Here is a 26,440-nt window from a genome sequence, read left to right as displayed (position 1 = left end):
AACAGATACAAATGATGCGTGCATTGCAAGTATCAGTTGGCTGTGTGGCAGAGTGGTTATGCAGCGGCCTGCAAAGCCGTGGACGCCGGTTCGATTCCGGCCTCAGCCTCCAAATAAGAAGAAAAGCCCAGGTGGCGAAACAGGTAGACGCAAGGGACTTAAAATCCCTCGGTGGTAACACCATGCCGGTTCGATTCCGGCCCTGGGCACCAAATCTTCTTAGCTTTTTGTAAAAGTTTACACTCAACAAATCCCCTAAATTAAACCACCTGTTTCTCATTCATAAAGTTCGTACGCGTTCACTAATTTGTCCATTTCTCTATTGCGAGCATCCCTCATAAATTCCTCTTGCTTTTATACAGTTAAATGATTAACTTCCATCTTTTGATACGTGGTGAGAATAAACATGGCTAAGAAAAATCAAGAAGAAGAGATGGATTTCAGATCGCTTTTTGAGGAAGAGGGTTACAGCGACCACATGATGGTTGACGTAATGAGAGATACAATTAGTGCGTGTAATAATCAAATGCAAATTGCAGCTGAGCTTACAAAGCTTATTATTGATGGCAGCATAACCAAAAATAGGGAAGAACAGGTATTTTCTGTTTTTAAAAAAGCAGTTAGTGTAGTGAGCGAAAGTTTTCCACTAAAAAATGTCATGTCGCAATTTGAGCAATAACGTGTTTATATGCTTTTTTGGGGTATGAGTACGATGAGTCTCCCGGTTGCAAGCAACCGGGCTGTAACGGCAGAATTAGTACATAGATGCTACAGTTGTCGATTGAGTCAGTTCTTCTTCAGTTTCTTTATGATTTTTAGGGTCATCGACAAAACTACGAATTTTTTGCTTAAATGCCTCATCTTTTTCTATCGAAACAATCATTTGTCTATTCAGAGGGTTGGTGTCGTGGTTTTCTAACCATTCCTCGATCGCATCTTTATCAAAATAATGAATAACTTCTTTGTTCTCCACATAGGTGATAACTCGCATGGGCTCGACCATGATACTTAAGGTGATGGGACATAGGTATTCTTCAGGAATTTCTTTTAATGTCTCTGCAGTTTCATAGTCATGAACTAGTTTTTCTGCAATCTTGTTTATTAGCGCTTGAGCTTTGTGCCGTTCTGATTGTTCTTGTTGGGCAAAAGCGATGGCACCCTCAGTTTCTTGATAATAGTGGCCTGTGGGCAGAATATCTAGCTCATCAACCATATCAGAGCCGAGGCCCAACTTGTTTAAAATCGCATTTCCTAATGTTGGATTTACTTCATTTAAAATCAGAAATCCAATAATAAGTGGGGAGCCTACAACAGCCATGGCGGATGCAGAGCCTATTAGTGCTGCGTTTGATGTAGATTCGATGCATCCGGGAAGCGAATCAGCAACACTTTCTGAGCTAGAACTAAAAAATTTAAAAAGCCACATATTATACTCTCTTATTAACTAATACGGGGCATAGTATAACAAACGAACATTAAGCCTTTATTAGGAGTAAAATAATTTAATCATTGTCCACTTATGTACTTATCTACAGAAAATAACTATCCTTTCATCGCGATCTTTGTATGTTAGGCACATTTATCTATGTTTAAACAAAATCATTTGGATAAGAGCGGTTTTAATCAGTATTTTCTCAAGTTACGTATTCAGTACTACTTTAATGAAACGACGGAGCTTCTTGCTCGACACAAGTTATTGTTAGCCTTCATCATTTGTTTATTGGCACCTGGTGTGGCACATATTCAAGCAATAGGTATTCCGTTTTATGCTCTTGTGGATACTTCTAAGCCCCTAACAGAGAAGCTAATTTATTTAGTTTGCTTAGTTATCTTTTTACTGACAATGACCATATCGCAATCGCGTTTTATAAAAGGTGGGGCATTCAGAGAATATTTGCATACTTTACATATACCTTCTTCTACGTATAAGAAAATAGATTTCATTATTCTCTTATTATCATTAAATATTGTCTGGTTTGCTGTTTTTTGTGGGGCTCTTAACATTGTTCATTACGCTAAGGCAGCATGGTTTGTTTCATCTCAATATTGTCTTTATGCTGCTACGATATTGGTACTAATTACTTTATTATGGAATTGTCTTTATCGGAAAATGATGAATGGTATTTTATTGTTTTCTGCATTGTTACTTGTTCTTTGGAGTTCAAAACAGGGGAGCTGGATTGTAAATTATAGTGTTAGTTGCTTTGTACTATTACTAAGTGGATTGATTATTTGGACTGTGGAACCTCTTGTAAGCACAAAAAATTATTTATTTAAAACAGTCCCTATATACGCATCGAATCGTCGTATCTGTCAGGGTATTTTTGTTATCCAATTAGCGGTTTTAAGAGAAAGCAAAAGAGCACTAGTAACACGCTTAACTTTTTGTTTGACAGTTTCCATACTAATTTTACAGTTATTTTCTTTTCAAGGCGCGCTGGATAATCGAGAAGGGATTATTCTTTTTTTAGTGGGTTTGCAAACATATATTTTATCCACACTCTTTGCTTTTTTTGAAAAAGGAAAATTAGATTATGCCTTATTTCACCAGGTCTTTCCCTATCAACGACACATTAACTGGCTAAAGGAAATAACTATTATTTTCGCATTGTTGACCGTGATACTGTTTCCTGTTTTTTTGTTCTGTATTTTTAGTTTTAAAAACCATTTTTTATTGCTCTTGGTTATTTTGGTGATGGGTTTTATTGGGCTAATAATCAATCGAATTTTTTATGCTCAATCATTACGCTTTTGCTTATTTACCTCATCGCTTGGTACTATGGGAAGTGGTATTGTTCAACATATTGTTCTAGGAGCGTGTTTTGGAGCGTAATATCGAGCTGAAGGGAGTTAATAAATCCTTTTCTAATAAGGTATTGTTTACTGACCTGTCTTATAGATTTCAGCAGAGGGTGTATCATATCACAGGGGAGAACGGTGCTGGTAAATCTACCTTGTTGCGTTTAATTGTTGGCTTGGATTTACCTGATTCGGGTTCTATTGTACTGAATAATAACTATTCGGTACGAGATAATAGGGTTAATGCAAAAAGATTATTTTATGTTCCAGATGACCTACCAATTTATCCTTTTTTAACAGGACATGAGTTTTTATTTTGGCTTGCAAAAGCAAGAACAAACGATATAGAGGAAATTAATCGGCTTCTTGAGCGATTTGAGTTGCAAGACCATGCGCACACTAAAATTGCAGATATGTCGTTTGGTACGAAAAAGAAATTTATTTTAAGTTCTGCACTGATAGGACAACCTGATTTTGTTATTTTAGATGAGCCTTTAAATGGTTTGGATAAGAAATCACAGTACGTATTGTTAGAGCTGTTGGAAGAAAAGGCGGTTCATTGTGGTATTCTTTTGACGACGCATCATGAAGCTCATCTGGAGCAATTAAATCCGATAAGAGCAGAAATTCTGCAATGACCTGTAGGTTGGATTCCAGGCCCCACATTGAGCCCCATAGGCCTAGATGCTGGACTGGGGCCACAACCTACACTTTGACATATCTACCTTTGTTACCGCGAAATACTAGGCGTCTGCGCATCCTGTAATAAGAACTGCCTGGAAGGCTTTTTTAGTGAGCCACGATACAATCCAAACGTTTTATCCATTTTTTTCTGCTCAATAAATAAATAGTCTTCCGAATTAATCCAAAAAGGGCTCCAGGCAAGCATACCTTTAGGACTAATACGACTAGCTTTTCCGGAGTTAAAATCAAAGATCCATAGTGCTGAAGGGGGCCCCTCCCAACTCGATACAGGGGATTCTTCATCCATATCGATATCCATAATCAGCATGTTTCCATTGGGTGAAATATTAAGTCGAGAAGCGCTACTCATGCTTCCGTTTGGAATAAGAGTATTAATCGGCCATTTTTTAATTAGCTTACCCTCTAAATCCAACCAATAAATTGAATACAAATCATGGCTAAAAAAAGAAGTTCCATTATTAGCCCAAGTAGGTTGGTACTCATTTTTGGTATTTTTAATCGTACGGTATCCGCTGCCATCAGCATTGATTAGTCCCAAATGCCATTCATTGTTAATGAAGGTGTTGAACAGGAGCTTTTTACTGTCAGGAGACCACACGGGATTAAAGTTATTTTGGGATGGGATATTTTTTAACTGAATTATTTTCCCAGACTCAAGCGCTAATAATACGAGATAACGATTTGTGGAGTGGTTATTACCCATTACATTGTAAGCAATGTATTTTCCATTAGGAGACACTTCAGGTACATAACCTTCAGCCACTTTTTTCGCATCGCTGCCATCAATGTTTGCTATCCAAATAGAGCCCGTGCGTTCAAAAGCAAGAATAGGTTTTGCTTGAGCAAGGTTGCAGCAGATTAATGTTAGGAGGAACAAATAGGCTTTCATAAAAGACCTCTAATTTATTCTGTAGCAAACAAAATTAAGGCAATAATTGCAAAGCCCATACCTAATGCTTGCTTTAAGGTTAAACTTTGTTTTAAGAACACCATACACAGGACGAGTGTGATCATTGGGTACATTGAGGTGACTAAAACCACCGGCATGGTTGGCCCATTGCGTAAGGCTAAAATGAAAAAAATACAAGCAATGCCACTAGCTAAGCCATTAAGCAGTCCATAGAGTCCGCCTTTAGCATGTAAATCGGGTCTAAATCCAAGTAGCATCAAGGCAATAATCCCGGAAATGAGTACCCCAAGACTGGAATAAAAGGTAATTGAAAGTGGGCTAATAAAATTGGATGCTCTCGTTCCCCAATATCCCCAAGCTCCATAGAGGCACAGGGCAATTAACGATGGAAAATACCATGAACTAAGAATCATTCACTTTACCTTATTGGATTGAGTGCTTTTAGTTTGTACAGAATACCTGTTAGTTTATTAAATTAATACTATTAAATAGAAAAATATACGTTAAAGTAATCTAATCTCGGAGCACGTGATCCCCAATAAAGGAGAATGAGTTTCATAGAAGTTGCTGTGGTGAAATGTTTGGCTGAGTTATTGAGAATAAAATTGAAGGAAATTTTTTGATTTTAAATTAATTACAGAACGATGAGATATCCACAAATTCTGTGGATAAGTATGTGGGTTAGCTGATAATGAAATAATTACTTTGGGATGGGTATTAACTATATCGCTGGGCTGCGTTTTTCTCTACAATAGGTCTTTAACCAAAATTCAAGCAATTATGTTTAAACCACTAGCCCTATTTATGGGGTTGCGTTATACGCGTTCCAGAAAGAAAAATCATTTTGTCTCATTTATTTCTTTAAGCTCAATGCTGGGTATTGGCATCGGGGTAACGGTGCTAGTTACGGTTTTGTCTGTAATGAATGGCTTTGATGAGCAAATACACAATCGTTTTTTTGGTATGGCTCCTGAAATTACTGTAACAGGCCCTAATGAACGCTTAAGTAATTGGCCGGCAGTTGAGGAAAAAATTCGGACCATTCCTGAAATTAAGGCAGTTGCCCCCTATGTTGGCGGCCAAGGTTTGTTGGTTCATGATGGTCAAGTTTTACCCATTGTATTAACTGGCGTACTTCCTTCTGTTGAAGAGAAAATCACTCATTTAAAGGATAAGTTGCTGGGGGGAAGCGTCCAAAACTTGAACCATTTTGGTATCATCTTAGGTAAGAATATTGCGGATACCATGGGAGCAATGATTGGGGATAAAGTGACGGTGATGATCCCTCAAGCTACGGTGAACCCAACAGGCATGATTCCTCGCTTTAAACGATTTACGGTTGTTGGTGTCTTTTCTGCGGGCTCAGGGTTTAATTTCGATACTCGCTTAGCATTCATCAATATGGAAGATGCGCAAAAGCTTTTTCAAATGGGTGATGATGTTACCGGCCTTAAAATGAAGATTAATAATGTGTATCAGGCTCCTGAGCTATCTGTGCGTTTATCCCATTTATTAGGTGATGAGTATCAAGCAGGTAATTGGACGGAACAGTATGGAGCATTTTTCGAAGCAGTAAAGATGGAAAAAACCATGATGTTTATGATCTTATTGCTGATTATTGCTGTAGCTGCATTTAATTTAGTATCGTCCTTAGTGATGGTAGTGAATGACAAGCAAGCAGAAATAGCGATTTTAAGAACGATTGGAGCAACACCCTCAACAATACTATGGACCTTTATTGTTCAAGGGATGATGGTAGGGGTTGTCGGAACGGCCTTAGGCTTAATTGGTGGTCTGCTCTTGGCTGATAATGCTACTACTATCGTGAATCATCTCCAGACGTGGTTCCATGTTCAGGTTTTGTCATCCAGTATTTATTTTGTAGATTACCTGCCTTCTAAAATTCTGTTTAGCGACATTTGGAAAGTATGTGTTATGGCATTATTAATGAGTTTCTTGGCGACTATTTATCCTGCCTGGCGCGCGTCAAAAACGGTAATCGCGGAGGCTTTGCATTATGAGTGATATTATTTTAAGCAGTAAGCAACTTTATAAATCCTATAATGATGGCTCCTCAAAAGTAGAGGTACTGCGAGGAATAGATATCTCCATTGCTCGCGGGGAACGGCTGGCTATTATTGGTCCTTCGGGTTCAGGCAAAAGTACACTCTTGCATTTATTAGGTGGCCTGGATAAGCCAACCAGTGGAGAGGTAGTAGTTAACGCCGTAAATTGGCAGAAGATCAGTGAAAAACGACGCTGTCAGTTGCGTAATAAAGGTTTAGGGTTTATCTACCAGTTCCATCATTTACTCCCCGAATTTTCTGCGCTTGAAAATGTATGTATGCCATTATTATTGGGTAATAGTTCTATTAATGAGGCTCAAGAAAAAGCAAGCATGATTCTTGATGCGGTAGGTCTTGAGGCCAGAAAAGAACATAAACCATCCCAACTTTCGGGCGGGGAACGTCAACGCGTAGCGATTGCCCGCGCACTGGTTCATCAACCTTATTGTGTCTTGGCTGATGAGCCAACTGGAAATTTGGATCAGGCAACAGCAACCAAGGTTTTTGATTTGATGCTGGATTTAAATAAAAAAATGAATACCGCCCTAGTGATTGTGACGCATGATCAACAATTAGCACAACGCATGGATAGAGTGCTGGTTTTGGGAGAGGGGACTTTATCAAGTTAGTATATTTTTAATCGATAGGGAGTAATCAAGATGGGTATTAACGATGGACAAGCACCAAGTGAAAAGTTGCATAATGTTAAATTTAGTGGAGCAAAACGGAAACGTTCTGCCTCAGAGGGATTTGATCGCGCACAGTATGATTTAAAAGATTTTGGTGCAGTAGTACCTTCCTTAGCTAAATCTTCAAAACATGGTTTTTTATCGCGTAAAAGCGTACCTCCTGCTCCAGTTAATTCGCCTGAGCCAGAACCTTGTTTTACACGTCCTATTTAGAGAGGCGCGAAAGCTCTAGCCCGTATTATGACTTGGCCAATACGGGCTATGTGTTCAGATCTTAGTATTCAGCATGACCCGGTGTACGAGGAAATGGAATTACATCACGAACATTCGCTAAACCAGTTACATAACTAACTAAGCGTTCCAAACCTAAACCAAAACCAGCGTGAGGGACACTGCCGTAACGACGTAGATCCCGGTACCATTGATAGCTTTCTTTATTAAGGTTACATTCTTCAAGACGCCGGTCGAAAATATCCAGTCGGTCTTCACGTTGGCTTCCACCAATAATTTCCCCAATTCCAGGAGCTAATACATCCATTGCGGCAACTGTTTTTCCATCATCATTAAGGCGCATGTAGAAGCTTTTTATTTCTTGTGGGTAGTTGGTTAAAATTACCGGTTTTTTGCAGTGAACTTCGGCCAGATAGCGCTCATGCTCCGATTGTAAATCCAGACCCCAACTGACTGGGAATTCAAACTTCTGTCCTGACTTCTCTAAAACTTTAATCGCATCCGTATAGGTCATTACTTCGAAATCAGAATTAACTATATGTTCAAGACGCTCTATGCATCCAGGAGCTACAAATTGATTGAAAAACTCCATGTCGTCAAGACGCTCATTCAATACTGCCTTACATAAATAGCGCAGCATATTTTGACTTAGGTCACAAATATCATGAAGCGTCGCAAAAGCTACTTCGGGTTCAATCATCCAAAATTCAGCTAAATGGCGGCTAGTATTGGAATTTTCAGCACGGAAGGTCGGACCAAAGGTATATACTTTAGACATTGCTAAGCAATATGCTTCTAAGTTCAATTGTCCAGATACGGTTAAGAAAGATTCTTTACCAAAGAAATCTTTGCTGAAATCAATTTGGCCTTGAGCATTTTTAGGCGTATTAATTAAGTCTAAAGTCGATACGCGGAACATTTCCCCTGCACCTTCACAATCGCTGGATGTAATAATAGGCGTATGTATCCAAAAATAACCTTGCTCATGGAAGAATCGATGCACTGCTTGAGATAAGCAATGACGAATACGCGTTACGGCACTAATGGTATTAGTGCGAGGGCGCAAGTGAGCTACATCACGTAAAAACTCAAGGGTATGGCGTTTTGCTTGAATAGGATAGGTATCTGGGTTTTCTACCCAGCCAACAACAGTAATATGCTCAGCTTGAATTTCAAAGGATTGGCCTTTGCCTTGAGAGGCAACTAATTTACCGCGAGCGATGATAGAGCAACCCGCATTAAGTTTGGTAACTTCATTTTGATAATTTGACAACGCATCAGTAGCTACAACTTGAATTGGCGCAAAACAGGAGCCATCATGCACGCTAATAAAGGATAAACCTGCTTTGGAATCACGGCGGGTTTTAACCCAGCCTCTTACAGTAACTTGCTCATCTACGTTGACTACACCATCTAAACATTCTTTGATGGTAAAAACTTCTGCCATTTTTTATTCCTGTAGTTGAATGTAATATGCGATGATACACTAAATAAAATCGGTGAGGGAGCATTATGAAGCAAAGAGTTTTATTTGCGTTATTATTTTGTTGTTCGACCTTGGCGCAGGCTGAAGATACTGTATTGAAACTATACAGGCCTTATGGTGAAGCCACAGGTCAAGTAATGCCTATCGTAAAACAAACTTTAGTAGGGCACTGTCTGTCTCAATCACGTATTATTGTGCGTGAGGATGCATGGCGTTGTGAAGCAGGGGGACGAACTTTTGATCCTTGTTTTGTTAAAGCCGGGACTAATCGCAAAGAGGCTTTATGCCCACAATCACCTTGGGTGGGCGATAGCGTACAAATTAATGTATCGGTTCCTTTAAATAATGCGCAAAATGAGACCCTTGATATGTCGCGGACCTATCCCTGGGGGATTGAATTGTCCAATGGCGAACGATGTTTAGCGGTTTACTCAACTGAAGTTTACGAGGAAATGCCAGTTCGTTATCGCTGTACTAATGAAAATATATTATTAGGCTATTTGCAGCGTTGTAAAACCACATGGAGTATGTTGGAAAAAACACCTCAGGGAGTGGTAACGTCGGAGTTAAAGAAGGCGTGGTTTTAAATAAGAGCTTGGATGGAATTTCCAAACCACGGCTAAAAATGTAGGCTAGGCTGTTAAGCTCAGCATCGAGAGTAACAAGAACCATGTTTGCTGGGCTTAACGGCCCAGCCTACTTCTCAGTCTACTCTTCTTTCGGAGCTGCATCCTGAAACGCTTTTAATGTTAAGCAATGAGCATCAATTTCCCGGACTAGTGGGTAATCATCCAACGCAAAATTAAAACGCTTCGCGTTAAATACTTGGGGTATAAGACAAAGATCCGCCATGGACGGGCTATCTCCGAGACAATATGGCTGCGTACGCTTAATGGTTTGTAGCTTTGCTTCAAGCGCATCAAATCCGATTTTTAACCAATGATGATACCATTCAGTAACTTGTGATTCATTGGCATTAAATTCCGCTTTCAACTGAGTTAACACGCGTAAATTATTTAATGGATGCATGTCACAAACGATCATTAATGCAAGTGAGCGTACCGTAGCTTTGGCAAAAGGATCTGGTGGTAGTAATGATGGGTTCGGATAGATTTCCTCCAAATACTCAATGATGGCCAAGGATTGATTAATTGTTTCTCCTTCAACCTCCAAACAAGGCACCAGCCCTTGCGGATTGATCTTACGGTATTCGGGGAGATGTTGCTCTCCCCCATTATTAACTAAATGAATGCCGATTTTTTCATAATTGATGTCTTTAAGATTCATGGCAATGCGTACACGATAACTGGCGGTAGAGCGAAAGTAATCGTAAAGTTTCATCATGATTTCGGCTTACCCCTGCTTCACAGTTTGTTCGATGGCCCCAAAAAGGCTCTTACCCTGTTTATCTAGCATTTCGATGCGAATCGTATCTCCAAAATGCATAAAGGGGGTTTTAGCTTGGCCGTGTTCTAGGATTTCCAACATTCTTTTTTCTGCAATACAGGAAGAACCTTTACTGCGGTCCAGATTCGATACGGTTCCTGAACCAACAATTGTTCCTGCACTTAGTGCCCTAGTTTTTGCGGCATGTTGGATCAATTCAGTAAATGAAAAGGTCATATCAATACCGGCTTCAGGCTGGCCAAATAGTTGCCCATTTAAGTGGCTAATGAGAGGGAGATGTACTCGCTGACCATCCCACGAATGCGCGAGTTCGTCAGGAGTAATAGCTACAGGAGAGAAGCTGCTTGATGGTTTTGATTGGAAAAAACCAAAGCCCTTGGCTAGCTCTTCAGGAATTAAATTACGCAAAGAAACATCGTTAACTAACATCAGTAATTTAATATGTTTTCCAGCATCTTCAGCCTCAACTCCCATCGGCACATCATCTGTAATCACGGCAACTTCTGCTTCAAAATCGATTCCATAAGCTTCATCGGCTGTAAGGATTGGATCTCTTGGGCCAAGGAAGGTATCTGAGCCTCCCTGATACATCAGTGGATTAGTCCAAAAATCTTCTGGCATTTCTGCGCCGCGAGCTTTGCGGACCAATTCAACATGGTTCACATAGGCGCTGCCATCAGCCCACTGATACGCACGGGGTAGGGGAGAAGTACAATGCTGGGGATCGAATGCAAATGCATCGTTCAAATGCTCTTCGTTTAACTGCTGGTATATCTGTTGCAATTCAGGTTCAACTTGTTGCCAATGATCTAGAGCGTATTGCATATTGGCAGCAATGTGCGGAACGCGTACTGCGTGGGTCAATGTTTGATTGACCACGCATAACTCTCCATCTCGTGAAGAGGCTGATTTTAACGTCGCTAGTTTCATAAAGATTCCTACTGAACTTCTTTTAAAGTACCACGTTTGATTTGGTCACGTTCAATTGCTTCAAATAACGCTTGGAAGTTTCCTTCACCAAACCCTTGATTACCTTTACGCTGAATAATTTCAAAAAACACCGGGCCAAAAATATTTTCAGTAAAGATTTGCAGCAATAAACCATGTTTAGGATCAGTTTCCCCATCAATCAGTATTTTTTCTTGGTGCAGCTGTTTTACTGGCTCTTGATGCCATGGGAGGCGATCTTGCAGCATTTCATAATAGGTGTCTGGAACATCAAGGAATTGAACCCCTTGGTCTCTTAGACTATGCACCGTATGATAAATATTGTCGGTGGTCAAGGCCATATGTTGGATGCCTTCACCATGATACTCATGGAGAAATTCTTCAATTTGCGATACATCATCTTTGGATTCATTTAAAGGAATTTTGATTTTCCCACAGGGGCTACCTAGGGCACGGCTAAGCAAACCGGTCATTTTGCCTTTGATATTAAAATAACGGATTTCTTGGAAATTAAAAATCTGCTCATAGAAATTAGCCCATTTATCCATATTACCGCGGAAGACGTTATGAGTTAGATGATCAATAAGTAAAAGACCATTACCTGCAGGTGCATCTGCTTTATTTGTCCAGTGTTGGGCAAAAGGTTGATGCTGGTCATCAACAAAATAAATGACGCTACCACCAATTGCTTGAATTGCGGGCAGGCCATGATGGGCATGTTCACAATCTTCAAAGGCAGTGGCTCCATGCTTAATTGCATGCGCAAAAGCGGCTTTAGCGTCACGTACTTTAAAGCCCATTGCACAGGCGCCAGGGCCATGAGTGGCTGCGTGAGCTGCTGCTTGGCTGTGTGTTGTTGCATTAACTATGAATTGAATTTGCCCTTGTTGAAATAAGACTATGTCCTGGTCTTTATGGGTTGCGGTAATTTGAAAGCCCATATCGAGAAATTGTTGATGTAGGCGTCTTTTGTCAGGTCCTGAGAACTCTAAAAAAGCAAAGCCATCTAATCCACATGGGTTCTCATTTTTTTGCATTCGTTATACTCCTTTATAGGTTTCCTTATCGTGCTTTGGGCTTAAGTTGACAAACCTAAGCCTATGCCAAGTGCACTAAAAACAATCCATCGGCTATGGGTAACATGCTGGTAAACACCCGCTGGTCATTTTTAATCAAATCATTTAATTTTTTTATTTCTCGGGTCTGGCCATTGGTGTCGTGCTCATCGATCACTTTACCATCCCAAAGAACATTATCAATAGCAATTATGCCTTTAGGTTGAATCAGTTGTAATGCCAATTCATAGTATTGAACGTAGTTGGTTTTATCCGCATCAATGAAGATAAAATCAAATTTTTGCTCCCAACCCTCGTCAATGAGTGCCTGCAAAGAGTTTAGAGCTGGTCCAAGACGCAATTCAATCTTTTCTGCCTGCTGGGCTTCTTCCCAAAAAAGATGAGCTTTTTTAGTCCATTGAGCACTAATGTCACAGGTAATTAAACGACCATCTTCGGGTAGGGCTAAAGACATGGCCAAAGCACTATAGCCCGTGAATGTTCCTAGTTCCAATACATTCTTGGCACCTATGGTGCGTAAGAGAAACTGCATGAATTGTGCTTGCTCTGGCGCAACTTGCATGTTTGCTAGTTCCATTAAGGAAGTATCCTTGCGCAAGCGTTCCAAGGTAGGATGCTCACGCAATGATTTATCCAAAATGTAGTCATAAAGCTCTAGAGTCAGGCTTAATTGTTTCATTATGCTAATTTCTCTTGAGCCATTGCATCGGCAATTTCATTAGTGGGGACATTTTCTTTTGCTGAACGGGCAAAAATTTCAGTTAAATGTTCCCGAATATTATCGATTTGTTCATTAATTTTGCTCTCTGGAGTATGCAGATACTTAGATGCTGCGAAAATTAATCCGCCCGCATTAATTACATAATCTACCGCTAAGAGAATACCTTTTTCATGCAATAATTTACCATGATAGGTATGAGCAAGTTGGTTGTTTGCAGCACCAGCAACAATAGTCGTTTGCAACTGAGGAATAGTAATATCATTGAGTATTGCACCTAAAGCGCAGGGAGCAAATACATCACAAGGAACTTTGTGAATTTCTTCTGTAGTTACAGGCTTAGCACCGAATTCTTTAATTGCTTTTTCTACCGCAGCAGGAGAAATATCAGCAACAGTTAGTGTTGCCCCTAATTCATGTAAATGTTGGGCAAGAAGATAACCCACATGACCTAAACCTTGGATAGCAACATGAACGCCTTTAAGATTATCTTTGCCGAGTTTATACGCAACGGCAGCTTGGATACCACGTAAAATTCCACGTGCAGTTGAGGGAGATGGATCGCCATCATATTTAGATAAACTTGCAACATGGTTGGTGTGTTCGCCAATAATATCCATATCGCTTAAGAGCGTACCGCTATCCAGAGCAGTGATGTAACGTCCATTTAATTCATTAACAAACTTTCCAAACTTATGCATGTATCCAGCACGGTCAAAAGAGCCATGTGGTTTGATGATTACTGATTTACCACCACCTAACGGTAAATTTACTGAGGCAGCTTTATAACTCATGCCACGAGCAAGACGCATTGCATCGTTAAGGGCTGCAGCAGTGTTAGGGTATTCAATAAAACGACAGCCACCTAAAGCGGGGCCTAATTTGGTGTTATGTATGGCAATGATGGCTTTCATGCCTGTTTCAGGATCTACTTTAAAATGCAAATCACCAAACCCATGTGCTAGGGCGTATTCAAGGAAATCATCATCAGCTCGTGCTGAGCTGGCAGTGCTTATATTTTCAACAGACATCATTACCTACACTCCTGTTACGAATATTTTTTTGCAGAAGTTATAGTCCTATTTAAAAATTAAATCAATGATAATTTGGTTTCTGGTGAGTTGCTGGTATAAACTAACTTGAGTTCATCATACAATTAATTAAGTTGGAGACGATTATGCGACAGGCAGTTGCTAAGGTGCTTGCTTTGATGGCAATTACACCATTTGTTTTCGCGGCAGATGCAGTGTTTCCGCCTCAGATAGTTCTCGATAAGGTTCTTTTTCAAGTTTCAGCAAAGCAATGGGTCACGACTCAATCAGCATTATTAGGTGTTAATATTAATGTTACTTTGTCGAATGCAGATTTAGTAAAAGCTCGCTCTGATATTATGGAGCGATTAAATAAGATTGCTGAAGGAGATTGGCATTTAACTGCCTTTGATCGTTCACAGGATAGTTCAGGTTTAGAAAAACTTTACGTTCAAGCACAGGCGCGGGTGAATCAAACGGCATTAACTGCTATTTATCAAAATGCTAAATCAGTAAGTGTTCCTGGAGCCAAATATGAAGTTGCTAGCGTCGAATTTAAACCAAGCTTGGAGGAGGTTCAGGCGGTTTTAGTTAAAGTTCGCGAGCAATTATATCAGCAAGTGAATGATGAACTAGGACGATTGAACAAGGTATATCCAACGCAAAACTATAGTGTGAGTAATTTGGTTTTTGTGTCTGGCGACCGTCCTCCAGTGCAACCTTTGAGAGCTTATAAAGAAAATACCATGATGGCTGTCGGTGCTGCTGCGCCTATGCCTGAAGTGTCAGTAAGTAATGAGCTTACTTTGACCGCGGTAGTTGAGGCTGCTTCAAATCGGAAGCCTTAGACAGGTTGAGTTAAAGCCTATATATTAAGCCGATATTTGTTATTATTAAGGCTGCCTTTGTCCTCCGTGCGCTGTCGGCGACATAGTTTCTCCCGAATTATCGCCGCTCCGCCGCGGTAACTCGGCAGCGATGAAGCTTAGGAATGATTGAAAGGGGGGGGCTTAGGCTATTTACTGTGGTTTGATGCCCTCCTGGATAAGACTGATGACTGATTATTAAAGAATGAGGAGTAAATTTCTTGGTTGTTGAACAAGTTATTGGCCACCGTGGTGCATCGGCATATGCCCCTGAAAACACCTTGGCTGCATTTAACAAAGCATTGGAGATGGGGTGCCGTTTTATTGAGTTTGACGTCATGTGTAGTGAAGATGGCGAGCCGTTTATATTCCATGACGATAAGTTAAAAAGAACATCGAATGGGCGTGGTGAGATAGGGAAGGTGAATGCCGATTATTTACGTTCTTTAGATGCCGGCTCCTGGTTTTCCCGAAAATACAAAGGGGAGGCTATCCCCCATTTTCAAGAGGTTTTGGAGTGGCTAGTCAGTTCTGATATGCAAGCGAATATAGAAATTAAGCCTTATCCAGGAACCGATGAGCAAACTGCAGTGGCGGTGCTTACTCATATTAATCGATACTGGCCAGAGGGGAGGGGCTTGCCCTTGATTTCTAGCTTTTCCTGGAATGCTTTATTGATGTGTCGTAATTTGGCGCCAGAAATGCCTTTAGGATTGCTTTTTCACGAATGGGATGAGCAGTGGCTGAAAAAAGCAAAACAATTGGAGTGTTTTTCGATTCATTTCAATCGGAAGATATTAACCGCCGAGAGAGTGAAAGCAGTTAAAGAGCAAGGATTTGTAGTATGTGCTTATACGGTGAACCGTAAACGCCAGGCGAATAAGCTATTCAAGTGGGGCGTGGATGCTATTTTCAGTGATTATCCAGATCTTTTAGCATGAGTAAATTGATCGCTTGTTTATGGGCATTCTTTTGCGCCTTATCCTTGCACGCAAAACCTGTTGAGCTGGTACTTTGGCATGGGATGGCCGGGCATTTGGGCGATGAGGTTAAGTTGCTTGCCGATGATTTTAATAAGAGCCAAACGAAGTATGTTATTAAGCCTGTTTATAAAGGGAATTACGTTGAAACATTAACAAGTTTTGCTGCAGCCTTTAGGGCTCATCAGCCACCAGCAATCGTACAAATTTTTGAAGTAGGTACGGCAATCATGCATTCAACCCAGGGAGCGATTAAACCTGTTGATGCCTTAATGCAAGAGCAAGGGATTAGTTTACCTAAAGAAGATTTTATTCCTTCCATTCGTGAGTTTTATAGCAAAAATGGGCAGTTACAGGCTTTGCCCTTTAATCTTTCCGTACCGACCCTGTACTATAATGTGGATGCTCTGGCTAAAGCGGGGTATAGCAGTAGTAATTTTCCCCAGACTTGGGAGGATATGGAAGTATTAGCCCAAAAGCTTAAAAAGGTAGGTTATGATTGTACTTATACTACGGCTTATCCGGGTTGGGTGCTTTTTGAGTCATTTTTAGCGATTCACGGGTTACCTCTAACTGAAGGGAAACCACAGATGGCAGTTTTTGATACTCCTCAATTAGTTAGTCATTTTAAACGTTTACAGCGCTGGCATTCACAACGTTATTTTCGGTATGCAGGTCGGGTAGATGACGCTACCATTTTATTTACTAGTAATGTTTGTCCCTTATTTAGCCAATCCTCTGGGGCTTATAATAGCCTTCTTGCTATAGTTCCATTTCGGTTGGGGGTAGCTACCATGCCATTGGATACGCAAATCAGTAAGGTACGACACGCTAATGTTGCTGGTGGGGCTGCTTTATGGGTTGTAGCTGGACAAGATAAGGTGAACTATAAGGGAATAGCCCTATTCTTTGCATTTATTGCCCAACCTAAAAACCAACAACGTTGGCATGAACATACGGGTTATTTGCCATTAGGTTTGCAAGGCCAGTATGCGGATATTGTGAAAGCCAGCCATCATCCCAATTTAATATTGGCGCAAGCTGATTTAAATAGCGGTATGCAAGAAAAGCCATTAAAGTATCTGGGCCCACAAAATCAAATTCGTAGTATTAATGATGAAGTTTTGGAGGCGATGTTTGCAGGTTTAATCAGTCCTGAGGCAGCAGTGCATCAAGCTTCTGTACGTGCTAATCATGTATTGTTGCGTTTTGCTCGAAATGTACAGGTGAACGATGACCCGAATATCTAAAATAGTATGTGTCGTAACAGTTGCTTTTTATTGTTTTTTGGTCGTTATAGGAAATATTTCTGATTCTGCCGCCAATTATTCTCATGTTGTAAAAGCCTTAAGTATGAACGATATAATCCCTGGCTCATCTATTGGTTATCGTGCGATCACTAATCCTATTTTACAAGGGCTTGCCTTTGCTATTATTGTTGTTTGCGAATCTTTGAGCGGGATTTTTTGTGCTTATGGAGCCTGGATATTATTTAGAGCGCGCAAAGCACCCGCAATCGCTTTTAATCAAGCTAAAAAATGGGCTACAGTAGGACTTACTTGTGGTTTTTTTACCTGGCAAGTGTTGTTTATGTCGATAGGGGGCGAATGGTTTGGTTTATGGATGTCTCCAGTGTTAAGCGGAGCTACGAGTAGCGCCTTTCATATTTTTATGATGATTCTAGTCGTGTTAGTTTATTTGACTATTAAGGACGAATAACTAAGAGAACTTTACCATGAATTGTAGGTTGGGCCATGGACCCAACCTACAATTCATGGTAATGAGGCGGGTTGCGATTGGTAATTTACATCAGGCGCTCACCAGCCGCCCCTTTTTTATAAAAAAACCTTGGTGAACGAACAAGCGATTGTGGTAATGCAACTACTGGTAAATGATTCGGTAGTTGAAAAAAGTTATCTTCATAGTCTGATGAGCGTGCAATATTATGTTGCATACAATGTGTAAATAATCCTTCAAATCAAGCATCACCTCCTAAGGCAAGCCGGGGGGGCATGACGGTATTATCCAAATCTAAAACCAACCAGCTATCAAAATGAATCGCTTTTAAGGCATCACGAAAGTGCTTTATTTCTTAATCGTGTGGGGCATTGTTTTCTCCAGATGAAAAAAAACGTCAGTTGATATCATCTAATGGACGAACAGTGGGGGCGGTATATTTGGTGGTGAATGGGAGCTCGTATTGGAGCGCAATCGTGAACTTCTTACTCTACATGTCCTTTTTTTATTGTGACGGCGAATTATTGTTAATAGAAACAATCTAGAGTGTAAAGAGATTTATAGTTGGACTACTTTAAAATTAATGGAATCAAAAGGTTACATAAAATGCCCATTGATTTGCCAATGGGCTTGGGAAAGGAGCAACTTGAGTGTTATCGTGATACGCGCATGGAGCGCTGTTTCTATTTATTGATAAGTTGCAGTACTTATTTGTTCCTGGGGGGCTGAGCTGTTTGTTTTTGGCTCATTAGTTCTCTCAACGGGCACTTGTTGCATGAATAGTAACGTTGGCGCATTAAGAGCGGTTGTTAAAACTCTGTTCGCTCTATTGCTATTCTCATTGAGAACAGAAAAATTACGCAAATCGGTTTGAGGCTGAATAAGTGCCTGCCATATCTCATGCATAAGTTGGTCGTAATATTTAGTTGATGCCCAATTTTCTGCTTCTAGGTTACTTGCAGCGATGTATTTAATTGCTTCAAAATGAGTTTCATTGCCCCCTTGCGTTTGTAATATGTGTATCATTTCCTTTACTTCTACGCTGTCTTGATAGGAGGTAATTGCTTCAATTTTTGCGGCACAATATAACTCTAAGGCTATTGCTACTTGGGTTGCGCTACTCGTTTCGGTAAGGTATCTCTGACTACAAGGAATCGGGCGGAATGCCGCTAAAAAATCAAAAAATGTTCGTATTCTACTCTCTTCATCTTGCAAATCATAAAGTTGCTGAATAATGTGGGTCGCTTCTTGAGGGCGTAATGGTTCGTCGGGGATGGTGTAATCTGAAAAAGATCGTAGCCGTGCATCAAAAATGGTTTGGCATAAGGAGTTTGCAAGCACTTTGGTTAGTACACTGAACTTGAGAACATGCTCCTCGTTGTAGGCAAAACTACTAAGATCAAATAATGTAATTGCACGACTTATCCCATCTACAGCAACGAATTTTGAGAGAAAGTCAGGAATAAGCTCAACATTTATTCCTGCTTTCAGCATTCGTGTAATAAGTTGAATATATTCAAGAGGGTTGGTGGCATTATCTAAGATGCAGTTGATTGAGTGCTCATTTAATAATCCTAATTCGTCAAGTTCCCGCAGGAGGGCAGATAGGGCCTCTTGAGTTGAATAGGCTAATTCAATAAAAAGGTTAGGATGTTCCTTAAAGCTTTGAGGAAATCTTTTTTGCCAGTTTTGTAACATGATTAATATCCATATGGTGAAAAAATAATCACAAGATTAACGGCTCTTTGTAAATAGTCAAGAACGGATAAAATAAAAAATTGCGGCCATGAAGAACGAAATAAAAGGTTCTCAGGGTTGTACAGGCAATTAAGGGGATATCTTAGCCGAGTTCCTGCGACTTGACCGCAGGAATTCGGAGGCGTTTTGGCGGTATTAAACAAACGCTAATAGACTATTTGGTCATAAACGCTCTAAAAAACGCGCAAGATTTGGTTTTTGATTTAGCCTATATTGATAGACCACATAAAACGCCATCACATTTTTCAAGTAGTTGCGTGTTTCTTGCCAAGGTAATGTTTCAATCCAAACATCAATTTCTTTCGGCGGATGATTTTTTAACCAATAGACCACTTGCTTTGGACCTGCATTGTAGGCTGCGGCCATAAGAATAGGATGATTATCAAATCGCTTTGCCAGTTGTTTTAAATAAGCTACCCCAATGTTGATGTTTTTTTCTGATAAAAACAACTGATCCTTATTCTGATAGGCGATTCTATCTGCTTTAGAAACTAGCCCTGCAGTATATGGCATCACCTGCATTAAGCCCCGCGCGCCAACCGTGGAGGTGGCATCTTCTCTAAATCCACTTTCCTGCCTGATAATGGCATAAATAAATTCTGGGGACACGGCGTATTTTTTTGAGTATTGCTTAATCGCGGTTTTATAAGCAAGTGGAAATCGTAAAATAAGTTGATTATTTAAACGATCCGTATTGCTTAAGTAAACTGATTTGCCATGCCATTGTAAATTGTTATCAATCCAATAAACTAGCGCGCTGGCTTCGTCTTTAGGCAATTCGCTAATAAAATCATTTAATAGGCGAGATGCAGGGAGGGTATTTTTACTCAAGTACAGAGTTTTTACTTGATCCAGAAATGCTTGATAGGGTTTTAATACATCCAAGTTTTGTATTGGAGTTTCATTAACGAAGCTTGGTGTTTGTTTAAGGCGTAAGCTGGCAAGGAAACCATAATATTGTCGGCTCTTTGCTAAAGGCTCATAAATAGCTCGTGCTTCAGCGATTTTACCTTGCTCTTCTAAAGAACGTCCTAACCAATATTGCCAGCAGGGTGCTTCTTTATTTTTAGAATTATTAATTAAGGTGCTTACTTCTTTCCAGTCATCACGTTTTAAGGCGTAACGTATTTCCCAATCGAGCAAGGTATCGTTGTAATATTGAGGGTTGACTTTTGCAAACCACTCAGACGTGTCTTCACTATTGCGCATTGCTTTATACAAAGCAACATGAGCTAGAAATGCCTGTTGTTGCGCTGGATTTAAAAGTTTGGATGTTTTGCTTTGTTGCCATAATTGCAGCGCTTTATCCATATTTATGGAAACCATGCGCTTTAGGCCATAAAGGTAAAACTCACCGTTTAAACCACCTGGAGTGAGTTTGCTAATGGCACTTGGGCTTTGTACTACTGCATTTAGGGTTTGAGTGTCTGCTGGATGAGGGGTTTTGTATTGTTTTAATAGATAACGTGCCAACTGGATGTTGCGCCGGTCTAAAGCAAGCGCAATCCGTTGGCTAATTAAATTTTGGTCAAAATTTTCATCATGCATTAAGAGGTCAAAGAGGTTATTACAGGCAGTAGGTCTGGATTCTCCGCTAAGCCATATGGGTATTGAATCCTTTAATGCTTCTTGATGGGCTCCTAAATTGTACTTTGCAATTTGCTCATAACAGACCAGATTTAAATCATTAGATGGTTGATAATATTGATTATACGTCGTCCAATCTTTAGTTCTGGCTAGCTCATAAAGCCAACGTTCACGTAATTTATTGGAAAGAGGTGTGGTTCCTTTAACAAATTCAAGAAATATGGGCGTTGGGGTGATTGGTAGTTTTTGGCTTAAAGCAACATAGGTATTAAAGCGCTCCATATATTCTGGTGCACTAAGGGCCTGGCTTGTTTGCGAGCTGATAAGTCCACATAATAGGATGATTATTTTTTTCATAAAATATCTTTCGTTGCCATTAAATAGTAGTTAATCGTTCCCGCATAGTTGCGATCGTTTTTTTGTAGTCCTCGCTGTTAAATACAGCAGAACCTGCAACAAACTGATTGGCTCCAGCGCGCGCTAAGTCAGCAATATTTTGAGTACTAACACCCCCATCAACACAGAGAGCGAGTTGCGGATAAGATTGATGGATTTGCGTTATTTTATTAATAATTTCTGGAATCAATTGTTGACCACCAAATCCAGGGTTTACCGTCATGACCAAGACAAAATCTAGTTTATGAGCACACCATGTTAGTACATCAATGGAGGTGGCTGGGTTAAGCACTAGGCCTGCTTCGCATCCCAAATCGTGTATAAGTTGTAAACTGCGATCCAAATGGATCGTCGCATCATGATGGATACTGATTCGTTTGGCTCCTGCTGTCGCAAAAGCCTCAATTAGAGCATCAACAGGTTCAACCATTAGGTGAACATCGATAGGTAAGTTAGGGAAACGCTTCATCAATGCGCTACAGAATGCGGGGCCAAAGGTTAGATTGGGAACATAATGATTGTCCATGACATCAAAATGAATAAAGTCTGCTCCTGCTTGCATAACTGCATCTACTTCTTCGCCAAGACGAGTTAAATCAGCAGAAAGCATAGAAGGTAGTATTTGATAAGCCATGTTGTACTTTTTAAAATTGTGCAATGGCATATATCATATGCTGTTCTAGGAAAACATGCTATATGAATGTTGAGTAAAGTCAGGTTAATACGTACTTGTTTTCTTGTTTTTTGCGAACCAATTAATCGCTCAAAAATTACTCTCAATATTGAGTATTTGCTCAAGACATGGGATAATGCTTAGTCATTTCTGCTTGTGTAATTTGAATATTACTGAGACCTAATCATGCTTTTTAGGAAGAATAATATGAGTCAAAATTGGCCTACCAGAGACAGAGATTTAGATGCTGCGCGTGTAATTATGGAAGAATATGCTAGTGAGCGAGAGAGTGATTCATTAGGGCTTTTTGAAATTGTTGTTGATACTGCAGAAAAGCGTATGAATTTTTGCTTATCCGGATGGGTTATTAATTTAGCGAAGCATTTCTATCTATTATATGGGGAGAGTCAAGGGGATTTTGTGACTCGGCAGGTGATTACCCGCTGCATTACCCAGGGCAATACCGTGCATTAAAGTTTGCCTAGCTTGGTTGCAAGTAAAGAACAATACGGCTTAAGTTTTTCTTGCTAAATTAATACGTCGCATTACCGCAGCTTGACTGTGCTATCTATAAGTGCGAAATAAGAAGCAAGATAAATGTGGATACCGCGGCCAAGCCGCGGTGATTCGATTTTAAACTATAAACATATTAATCTCCGGTATTAATATCTTCTTTACTCTTTTTCTTTTTACGTTTCACCCATAGCCAAAATGCTAGAGCAATAGCAATAATTAAAACACTAACTACTGATGCGATAAGGATTAATACACGTTTTGCGTGTCGCTTTCTTTTTATTTCCTCTTCTAATAATTTTTTAGTATCTACTGGAGCTGGAGGTTTATAGCCGGGCGAACAAGCTTTTCCATTTAATAATAACTTAAAAAGTACTGCGCGACCGCCTACCATCTGCGCGCTAATTTCGACGATGACGTTTTCTTCTGAAAAGCCACGTCGTTCACATAAATAATACAAATCCGCGACCCAGCCTTCTTTGCTTTTTTTGAATGACGTTCTTGTCGGCTTATCTTTGTAGATAATTTTGATATTGACACTTTCAGGCTTGATTACGTCGGGATGCTCGAGCTGAATCATCAATGAATCATGCTTGGCATTAATCATTTGTGTGAAGGGGGAGGGTTTAATAAACGCTTGGTATTCATTTTTTTTGTTGATGTAAGTTCCTTCGGTCTTCAAAATTGCCTTATAAGTTCCCTCAGGAATATTTAGGATAAAAGCATTAATAAACACACCATTTTGGCCATAGGGGATCACATAAGAGAAATTATGTTCCTCATTAATCAATTGAAAATTCATTTTGAGATCTTGGGCAGCCATATCCGATTTAATGGGTTGCTCATTTTGTTCAAGGTAGCCATTTAAGGTGAGCAATTCACCAATAAAATAGGTTCCATTGGTAAAGTTTGTACCTAATTTAGCATCAATCAGTATGAATACTTGCTGTAATTGTTCCTCGGGACCCGATAAACTCCATTCTCCCGCTGTAGGGGTTTTCATTTGTACTACTTCATAATTTTTAGTAGCTAAGATTCCATTATCCTCTTTAGCAAGTGAATATTTGCTTCCATCGGGCGCTGTTAGATACAGGTCTTTAATATTCGCCGTTTTTTTGAAAATTAAAGTAAACTGACGCACCTTATGGGGAATTATAATCGAGCGTTTGGACGCTGTATCTTGAGTTATAGGTCCAATTTCTTTTGACGCAGCGGAATCCGCAGTGCTAGGAATACTGAGTAATAAATAAAAACAAAAAACGATGTAAATTAAGTACCAATATTTTTTCATGAGAAGTCCTTTTCTCAACTGCGCTTTTTCTAAAAAAATACAGTTAAGATACTGAAAAATGCCAACAATTGTATCCTAATTATTAGGACAAATACATTTACCGGTGAAATATGATTTCAAAAAATAACTAGCATAAAAAAAGGTCTTGATGTATAAATCCTGATTTTAAAGTGCCCCCTGATCTAGTCACAGTGAAAAATGGCTAATGCCTGGTAGTTGATTATGAATTTCAAATCGAGAACAGAAGCTTATTCCTATGCTATTTCATTGCTAACTCAGTTAAGCAAACAACATATAGGGGTAGTTTCTGATAAAACAAATACTACCTTTAGTCTGTTCAATGCCTGTATTAGTAATTTAAAAATTGCCATGGAAAATCATGAGCAAGACCTAAAAATTATCGCAAATTTTATTGAAGAGCTTATATCTCAAGGTGATATTCTTCCGAATGAAGAGGCTTTGCTTAGGGAGCTGAGCTTTAATATCCTAAATAGTACGTACCAACAAACAATTAAAGAAAAGTTTGATAATCCACTGGCACGGCGCTGGGAGTCTGAACTCGCTATAATTTTGTTGTGCAACCCAACTGAGGCAATGATGCAGGCGGTTCAGGAGGTTTCGGCGCAAATTCTTTGTTTTATCGATCAATTGAGTTTACTTAAAAATAAAATTGATTGGTCTTTTTACATTGACTTATTTAGTCGAAGTTATCATGTTATCTCTTTTGGGGCAGAGGAAAGTCCCACGCTTGAAGACATAAAAAAAATATTGGCAGAAAACAAACCTGAGCAATTAGCTGAAATAATGCATATTCATTATAAATTTGCTCAAGGGATTGTACGAAAGTTTCCTATAACGGGCATAGAAAGAAAACCGGTAGGCAAAATGGCCGAAATTGTAACCACTATTTGGCCGGGGCCTGCGGAAACATTTTTTTCTGAGGGTTTAAACGACCCCACTTTGGGCGGGTTTTATCGAAGTTATATTCCCGATACCCTAATGTATGAATCTCCGCTATATAAAGTACTTGATAATCGTGGGAAGATGCCTAATGCTTTTGATGAGGAAGCTACGCAGCAATTAGGTTTATTGGGTTGGGGACAAGAGGAATATGAAATTGACCTGCCTACACATCATTCTATTTGGACGGCTGATTGCAAAGCACAAGGAGCTAACTTGAAGTCCCAATACGTTCTGGATCTCATCGAGAATGATGCGGTTTATGTTTCAGGACCATCAGGGATGACGAGTGTGCTTTTAGGCCAAATGGAAATTTTGGCAAACTTTCCAACGGAGAATTTGAAAAAGAATTATTTAACTGCGGTGATGGTTTATATTGTTGCTGCGGGATTTCATAGCATTCATGAGGTGATAGCCCCTGCGCACTATGCATTAGGTTTGGTACCTGGTTATGAGGTTCATATTCCACAACAGGGCAAATTAGCTCCTCCTCCAAACTATAATCAATTTTTTGTCCAACAAGAATTAATTGATCCTGATTTTTCTGTATGCCGTGAGGCTGCATGGGAGAGTTATCTTCGTTATTTTAGCCAGCATTATGTGCCTCGCTATTTAGTGCAAGAAAACCCTTTATCTGAATCCAGGCTACTTCAATTAGGTCAGGCGCCAATTGACCCCGCACTGCTAAATAAGGTTAAGTTGGAAATGAACCGATACATCAATGCTCGAGGTAGTAGTAATGGAAGCTTAAGCTTTATCAGCAAGGTGTTTCGCGATAATAACTTAACCAAAGAGAAATTGTTTTTGGCAAGTGAATTTAATCGACAAGTAGATTTGCTAAAGACATCGCATGCGCTTGATTTATTGGTTACTAATACCGTGAATGCAAATTTAGATATAGAAAAGAAAATAGGGAAGACCTATGGGGTTTTGACCCAAAGTGGTTTGAATCGTAGTTTAGAAAATATTAAAACAATAATTACAGAACATGCTTCTTCTCATAAAGTGAAGTGTGGAATATTTTAAGTAGGAATTATTTATGTCTCAAAAACTAGAGCGCTTTTTTAAGCCCCCTATGAGTGGAAAGTTGCGACTATTCAAAATGTTGGAAGATGTGAATAGTGACATAACGACGGCTGAATTCGATACTTTTCCCATGAACCAAGATGATGTTAATCGATTAGAGAAAATTATAAGAGAAAATACCACCTTAAAGGTTATTTCATTAGTCGATTGTAATTTGAGCTTGGAGCATTTAGAAGTGTTAGCTATGGCAGTATTGGCTAATAAGACATTGCATATGTTTAAGGTAGAATTATTTTATGATTGCAGTGACGTCGTGCGCGATTTAATGGCTTCGGTCCAATCTCATCTTAGGAATAATATGAATCTGAAACGGGTGAGCTCACAAGAGGAACAAGGAATGAAAGCTATTTGGGTATAGCTAAGAATGTAGCTTGGATGCAGGCCTCTAATTGCACTTAGGTGAGATAAGAATCTGTGGCATGTAGACGAGACTCGAATTACCAGCGGTATCCCTACTAAGCTGCGGTAATTCGAGCGTGGCACCATTAATTGCAAGCAGGTTTTCCTAAATGGCAGCCAAATCAAAT

28 protein-coding genes and 2 tRNA genes are annotated in these 26,440 nt (G+C 39.7%); 16 read left to right on the top strand and 14 right to left on the bottom strand.

The window, feature by feature from the left end; translation table 11 throughout:
• The first annotated feature begins 38 nt into the window (after window positions 1–38).
• The 3 genes from E1P08_RS15200 (at window position 39) to E1P08_RS15190 (ending at window position 679) form a co-directional block, all read left to right on the top strand.
• Window positions 39–112: transfer RNA gene (locus tag E1P08_RS15200), tRNA-Cys, on the top strand.
• Window positions 113–125: 13 nt separating this feature from the next.
• Window positions 126–212: transfer RNA gene (locus E1P08_RS15195), tRNA-Leu, on the top strand.
• 194 nt (window positions 213–406) lie between these two features.
• On the top strand, window positions 407–679 hold the full coding sequence (locus E1P08_RS15190) for a hypothetical protein (protein ID WP_133137847.1): 273 nt from the start codon (window positions 407–409) through the stop codon (window positions 677–679).
• A 75-nt stretch (window positions 680–754) separates the two neighbouring features.
• Here E1P08_RS15190 and E1P08_RS15185 read toward each other — a convergent pair whose 3' ends face one another.
• On the bottom strand, window positions 755–1,426 hold the full coding sequence (locus E1P08_RS15185; RefSeq protein WP_133137846.1) for a T3SS effector NleG family protein: 672 nt from the start codon (window positions 1,424–1,426) through the stop codon (window positions 755–757).
• Between the two features lie 159 nt (window positions 1,427–1,585).
• On the opposite strand from E1P08_RS15185, the gene E1P08_RS15180 reads away from it, so the two are divergent.
• Window positions 1,586–2,833 carry a DUF6136 family protein gene (locus tag E1P08_RS15180; protein ID WP_133137845.1) on the top strand — a complete coding sequence of 416 codons (1,248 nt, stop codon included), beginning with the start codon at window positions 1,586–1,588 and terminating at the stop codon, window positions 2,831–2,833.
• Entirely contained in the window at window positions 2,823–3,437 is a 615-nt protein-coding gene (locus E1P08_RS15175) for an ABC transporter ATP-binding protein (protein WP_133137844.1), read from the top strand. The genes E1P08_RS15180 and E1P08_RS15175 overlap by 11 nt, the downstream gene beginning before the upstream one ends.
• 92 nt (window positions 3,438–3,529) lie before the next feature.
• Here the strand turns inward: E1P08_RS15175 and E1P08_RS15170 are convergent, their stop codons facing one another.
• Window positions 3,530–4,393, bottom strand: a complete 864-nt coding sequence (locus E1P08_RS15170; RefSeq protein ID WP_133137843.1) for a TolB family protein — start codon at window positions 4,391–4,393, stop codon at window positions 3,530–3,532.
• Between the two features lie 14 nt (window positions 4,394–4,407).
• The gene (locus tag E1P08_RS15165) at window positions 4,408–4,827 is read right to left on the bottom strand and encodes an EamA family transporter (protein WP_133137842.1); all 420 of its coding nucleotides are present in this window, start codon (window positions 4,825–4,827) and stop codon (window positions 4,408–4,410) included.
• Between the two features lie 367 nt (window positions 4,828–5,194).
• Between E1P08_RS15165 and E1P08_RS15160 the strand changes: the two genes are divergently transcribed.
• Genes E1P08_RS15160 through E1P08_RS15150 form a run of 3 tightly spaced genes read left to right on the top strand, consistent with a single transcriptional unit; the run spans window position 5,195 to window position 7,382 of the window.
• A complete protein-coding gene (locus E1P08_RS15160; protein ID WP_133137841.1) occupies window positions 5,195–6,439 on the top strand; it encodes a lipoprotein-releasing ABC transporter permease subunit in 1,245 nt (414 codons plus the stop codon).
• Window positions 6,432–7,109 (top strand): lipoprotein-releasing ABC transporter ATP-binding protein LolD, encoded by a 678-nt coding sequence (lolD, locus tag E1P08_RS15155; protein WP_133137840.1) that lies wholly within the window; start codon window positions 6,432–6,434, stop codon window positions 7,107–7,109. The genes E1P08_RS15160 and lolD overlap by 8 nt, the downstream gene beginning before the upstream one ends.
• 30 nt (window positions 7,110–7,139) lie before the next feature.
• Complete coding sequence (locus E1P08_RS15150; protein ID WP_133137839.1) at window positions 7,140–7,382, top strand: hypothetical protein; 243 nt, start codon at window positions 7,140–7,142, stop codon at window positions 7,380–7,382.
• Between the two features lie 61 nt (window positions 7,383–7,443).
• Here the strand turns inward: E1P08_RS15150 and asnS are convergent, their stop codons facing one another.
• The gene (asnS, locus tag E1P08_RS15145) at window positions 7,444–8,847 is read right to left on the bottom strand and encodes an asparagine--tRNA ligase (protein ID WP_133137838.1); all 1,404 of its coding nucleotides are present in this window, start codon (window positions 8,845–8,847) and stop codon (window positions 7,444–7,446) included.
• Window positions 8,848–8,912: 65 nt separating this feature from the next.
• Between asnS and E1P08_RS15140 the strand changes: the two genes are divergently transcribed.
• Window positions 8,913–9,473, top strand: a complete 561-nt coding sequence (locus E1P08_RS15140) for a hypothetical protein (protein WP_133137837.1) — start codon at window positions 8,913–8,915, stop codon at window positions 9,471–9,473.
• A 121-nt stretch (window positions 9,474–9,594) separates the two neighbouring features.
• Here E1P08_RS15140 and maiA read toward each other — a convergent pair whose 3' ends face one another.
• From maiA to E1P08_RS15115, 5 genes are all read right to left on the bottom strand, one after another.
• Window positions 9,595–10,227 (bottom strand): maleylacetoacetate isomerase, encoded by a 633-nt coding sequence (gene maiA, locus E1P08_RS15135; RefSeq protein WP_133137900.1) that lies wholly within the window; start codon window positions 10,225–10,227, stop codon window positions 9,595–9,597.
• A 12-nt stretch (window positions 10,228–10,239) separates the two neighbouring features.
• The gene (locus tag E1P08_RS15130; protein WP_133137836.1) at window positions 10,240–11,223 is read right to left on the bottom strand and encodes a fumarylacetoacetate hydrolase family protein; all 984 of its coding nucleotides are present in this window, start codon (window positions 11,221–11,223) and stop codon (window positions 10,240–10,242) included.
• An 8-nt stretch (window positions 11,224–11,231) separates the two neighbouring features.
• On the bottom strand, window positions 11,232–12,278 hold the full coding sequence (gene hppD / locus E1P08_RS15125) for a 4-hydroxyphenylpyruvate dioxygenase (RefSeq protein WP_133137835.1): 1,047 nt from the start codon (window positions 12,276–12,278) through the stop codon (window positions 11,232–11,234).
• Between the two features lie 61 nt (window positions 12,279–12,339).
• Window positions 12,340–12,996, bottom strand: coding sequence for an O-methyltransferase (locus E1P08_RS15120; protein ID WP_133137834.1), 657 nt, complete (start codon window positions 12,994–12,996; stop codon window positions 12,340–12,342).
• Window positions 12,996–14,069 carry a Leu/Phe/Val dehydrogenase gene (locus E1P08_RS15115; RefSeq protein WP_133137833.1) on the bottom strand — a complete coding sequence of 358 codons (1,074 nt, stop codon included), beginning with the start codon at window positions 14,067–14,069 and terminating at the stop codon, window positions 12,996–12,998. The genes E1P08_RS15120 and E1P08_RS15115 overlap by 1 nt, the downstream gene beginning before the upstream one ends.
• Window positions 14,070–14,212: 143 nt before the next feature.
• Here E1P08_RS15115 and E1P08_RS15110 point away from each other — a divergent pair, with 143 nt between their 5' ends.
• From E1P08_RS15110 to E1P08_RS15095, 4 genes are all read left to right on the top strand, one after another.
• The gene (locus E1P08_RS15110; protein WP_133137832.1) at window positions 14,213–14,914 is read left to right on the top strand and encodes a hypothetical protein; all 702 of its coding nucleotides are present in this window, start codon (window positions 14,213–14,215) and stop codon (window positions 14,912–14,914) included.
• Between the two features lie 239 nt (window positions 14,915–15,153).
• Window positions 15,154–15,873 carry a glycerophosphodiester phosphodiesterase gene (gene ugpQ / locus E1P08_RS15105; protein ID WP_133137831.1) on the top strand — a complete coding sequence of 240 codons (720 nt, stop codon included), beginning with the start codon at window positions 15,154–15,156 and terminating at the stop codon, window positions 15,871–15,873.
• Window positions 15,870–17,162 (top strand): extracellular solute-binding protein, encoded by a 1,293-nt coding sequence (locus tag E1P08_RS15100; protein WP_133137830.1) that lies wholly within the window; start codon window positions 15,870–15,872, stop codon window positions 17,160–17,162. The genes ugpQ and E1P08_RS15100 overlap by 4 nt, the downstream gene beginning before the upstream one ends.
• Window positions 17,146–17,631 (top strand): DUF2165 family protein, encoded by a 486-nt coding sequence (locus E1P08_RS15095; RefSeq protein WP_133137829.1) that lies wholly within the window; start codon window positions 17,146–17,148, stop codon window positions 17,629–17,631. Before E1P08_RS15100 ends, E1P08_RS15095 begins: the two co-directional genes overlap by 17 nt.
• 85 nt (window positions 17,632–17,716) lie before the next feature.
• Here E1P08_RS15095 and E1P08_RS17250 read toward each other — a convergent pair whose 3' ends face one another.
• From E1P08_RS17250 to rpe, 4 genes are all read right to left on the bottom strand, one after another.
• Window positions 17,717–17,866: a hypothetical protein gene (locus tag E1P08_RS17250; RefSeq protein WP_165485205.1), complete on the bottom strand. Its 150-nt coding sequence runs from the start codon at window positions 17,864–17,866 to the stop codon at window positions 17,717–17,719.
• 470 nt (window positions 17,867–18,336) lie between these two features.
• Entirely contained in the window at window positions 18,337–19,347 is a 1,011-nt protein-coding gene (locus E1P08_RS15090) for a hypothetical protein (protein WP_133137828.1), read from the bottom strand.
• A 222-nt stretch (window positions 19,348–19,569) separates the two neighbouring features.
• Entirely contained in the window at window positions 19,570–21,351 is a 1,782-nt protein-coding gene (locus E1P08_RS15085) for a transglycosylase SLT domain-containing protein (protein WP_133137827.1), read from the bottom strand.
• A 19-nt stretch (window positions 21,352–21,370) separates the two neighbouring features.
• Complete coding sequence (rpe, locus tag E1P08_RS15080; RefSeq protein ID WP_133137826.1) at window positions 21,371–22,024, bottom strand: ribulose-phosphate 3-epimerase; 654 nt, start codon at window positions 22,022–22,024, stop codon at window positions 21,371–21,373.
• Between the two features lie 246 nt (window positions 22,025–22,270).
• On the opposite strand from rpe, the gene E1P08_RS15075 reads away from it, so the two are divergent.
• Window positions 22,271–22,537 carry a hypothetical protein gene (locus tag E1P08_RS15075; protein WP_133137825.1) on the top strand — a complete coding sequence of 89 codons (267 nt, stop codon included), beginning with the start codon at window positions 22,271–22,273 and terminating at the stop codon, window positions 22,535–22,537.
• A gap of 175 nt (window positions 22,538–22,712) precedes the next feature.
• Here the strand turns inward: E1P08_RS15075 and E1P08_RS15070 are convergent, their stop codons facing one another.
• A complete protein-coding gene (locus E1P08_RS15070; protein WP_133137824.1) occupies window positions 22,713–23,867 on the bottom strand; it encodes a hypothetical protein in 1,155 nt (384 codons plus the stop codon).
• 222 nt (window positions 23,868–24,089) lie between these two features.
• Here E1P08_RS15070 and E1P08_RS15065 point away from each other — a divergent pair, with 222 nt between their 5' ends.
• Together E1P08_RS15065 and E1P08_RS15060 are read left to right on the top strand one after the other, a co-directional pair.
• Complete coding sequence (locus tag E1P08_RS15065) at window positions 24,090–25,853, top strand: hypothetical protein (RefSeq protein WP_133137823.1); 1,764 nt, start codon at window positions 24,090–24,092, stop codon at window positions 25,851–25,853.
• Window positions 25,854–25,866: 13 nt separating this feature from the next.
• The gene (locus E1P08_RS15060; protein WP_133137822.1) at window positions 25,867–26,271 is read left to right on the top strand and encodes a hypothetical protein; all 405 of its coding nucleotides are present in this window, start codon (window positions 25,867–25,869) and stop codon (window positions 26,269–26,271) included.
• Window positions 26,272–26,440 lie beyond the last annotated feature (169 nt).

The organism is Legionella rowbothamii (assembly GCF_900639985.1).
GTDB classification, from domain to species: Bacteria; Pseudomonadota; Gammaproteobacteria; order Legionellales; family Legionellaceae; genus Legionella; species Legionella rowbothamii.
The sequence above is the reverse complement of the archived record's forward strand: the minus strand, read 5'-3'. Positions and strand labels throughout refer to the sequence as shown.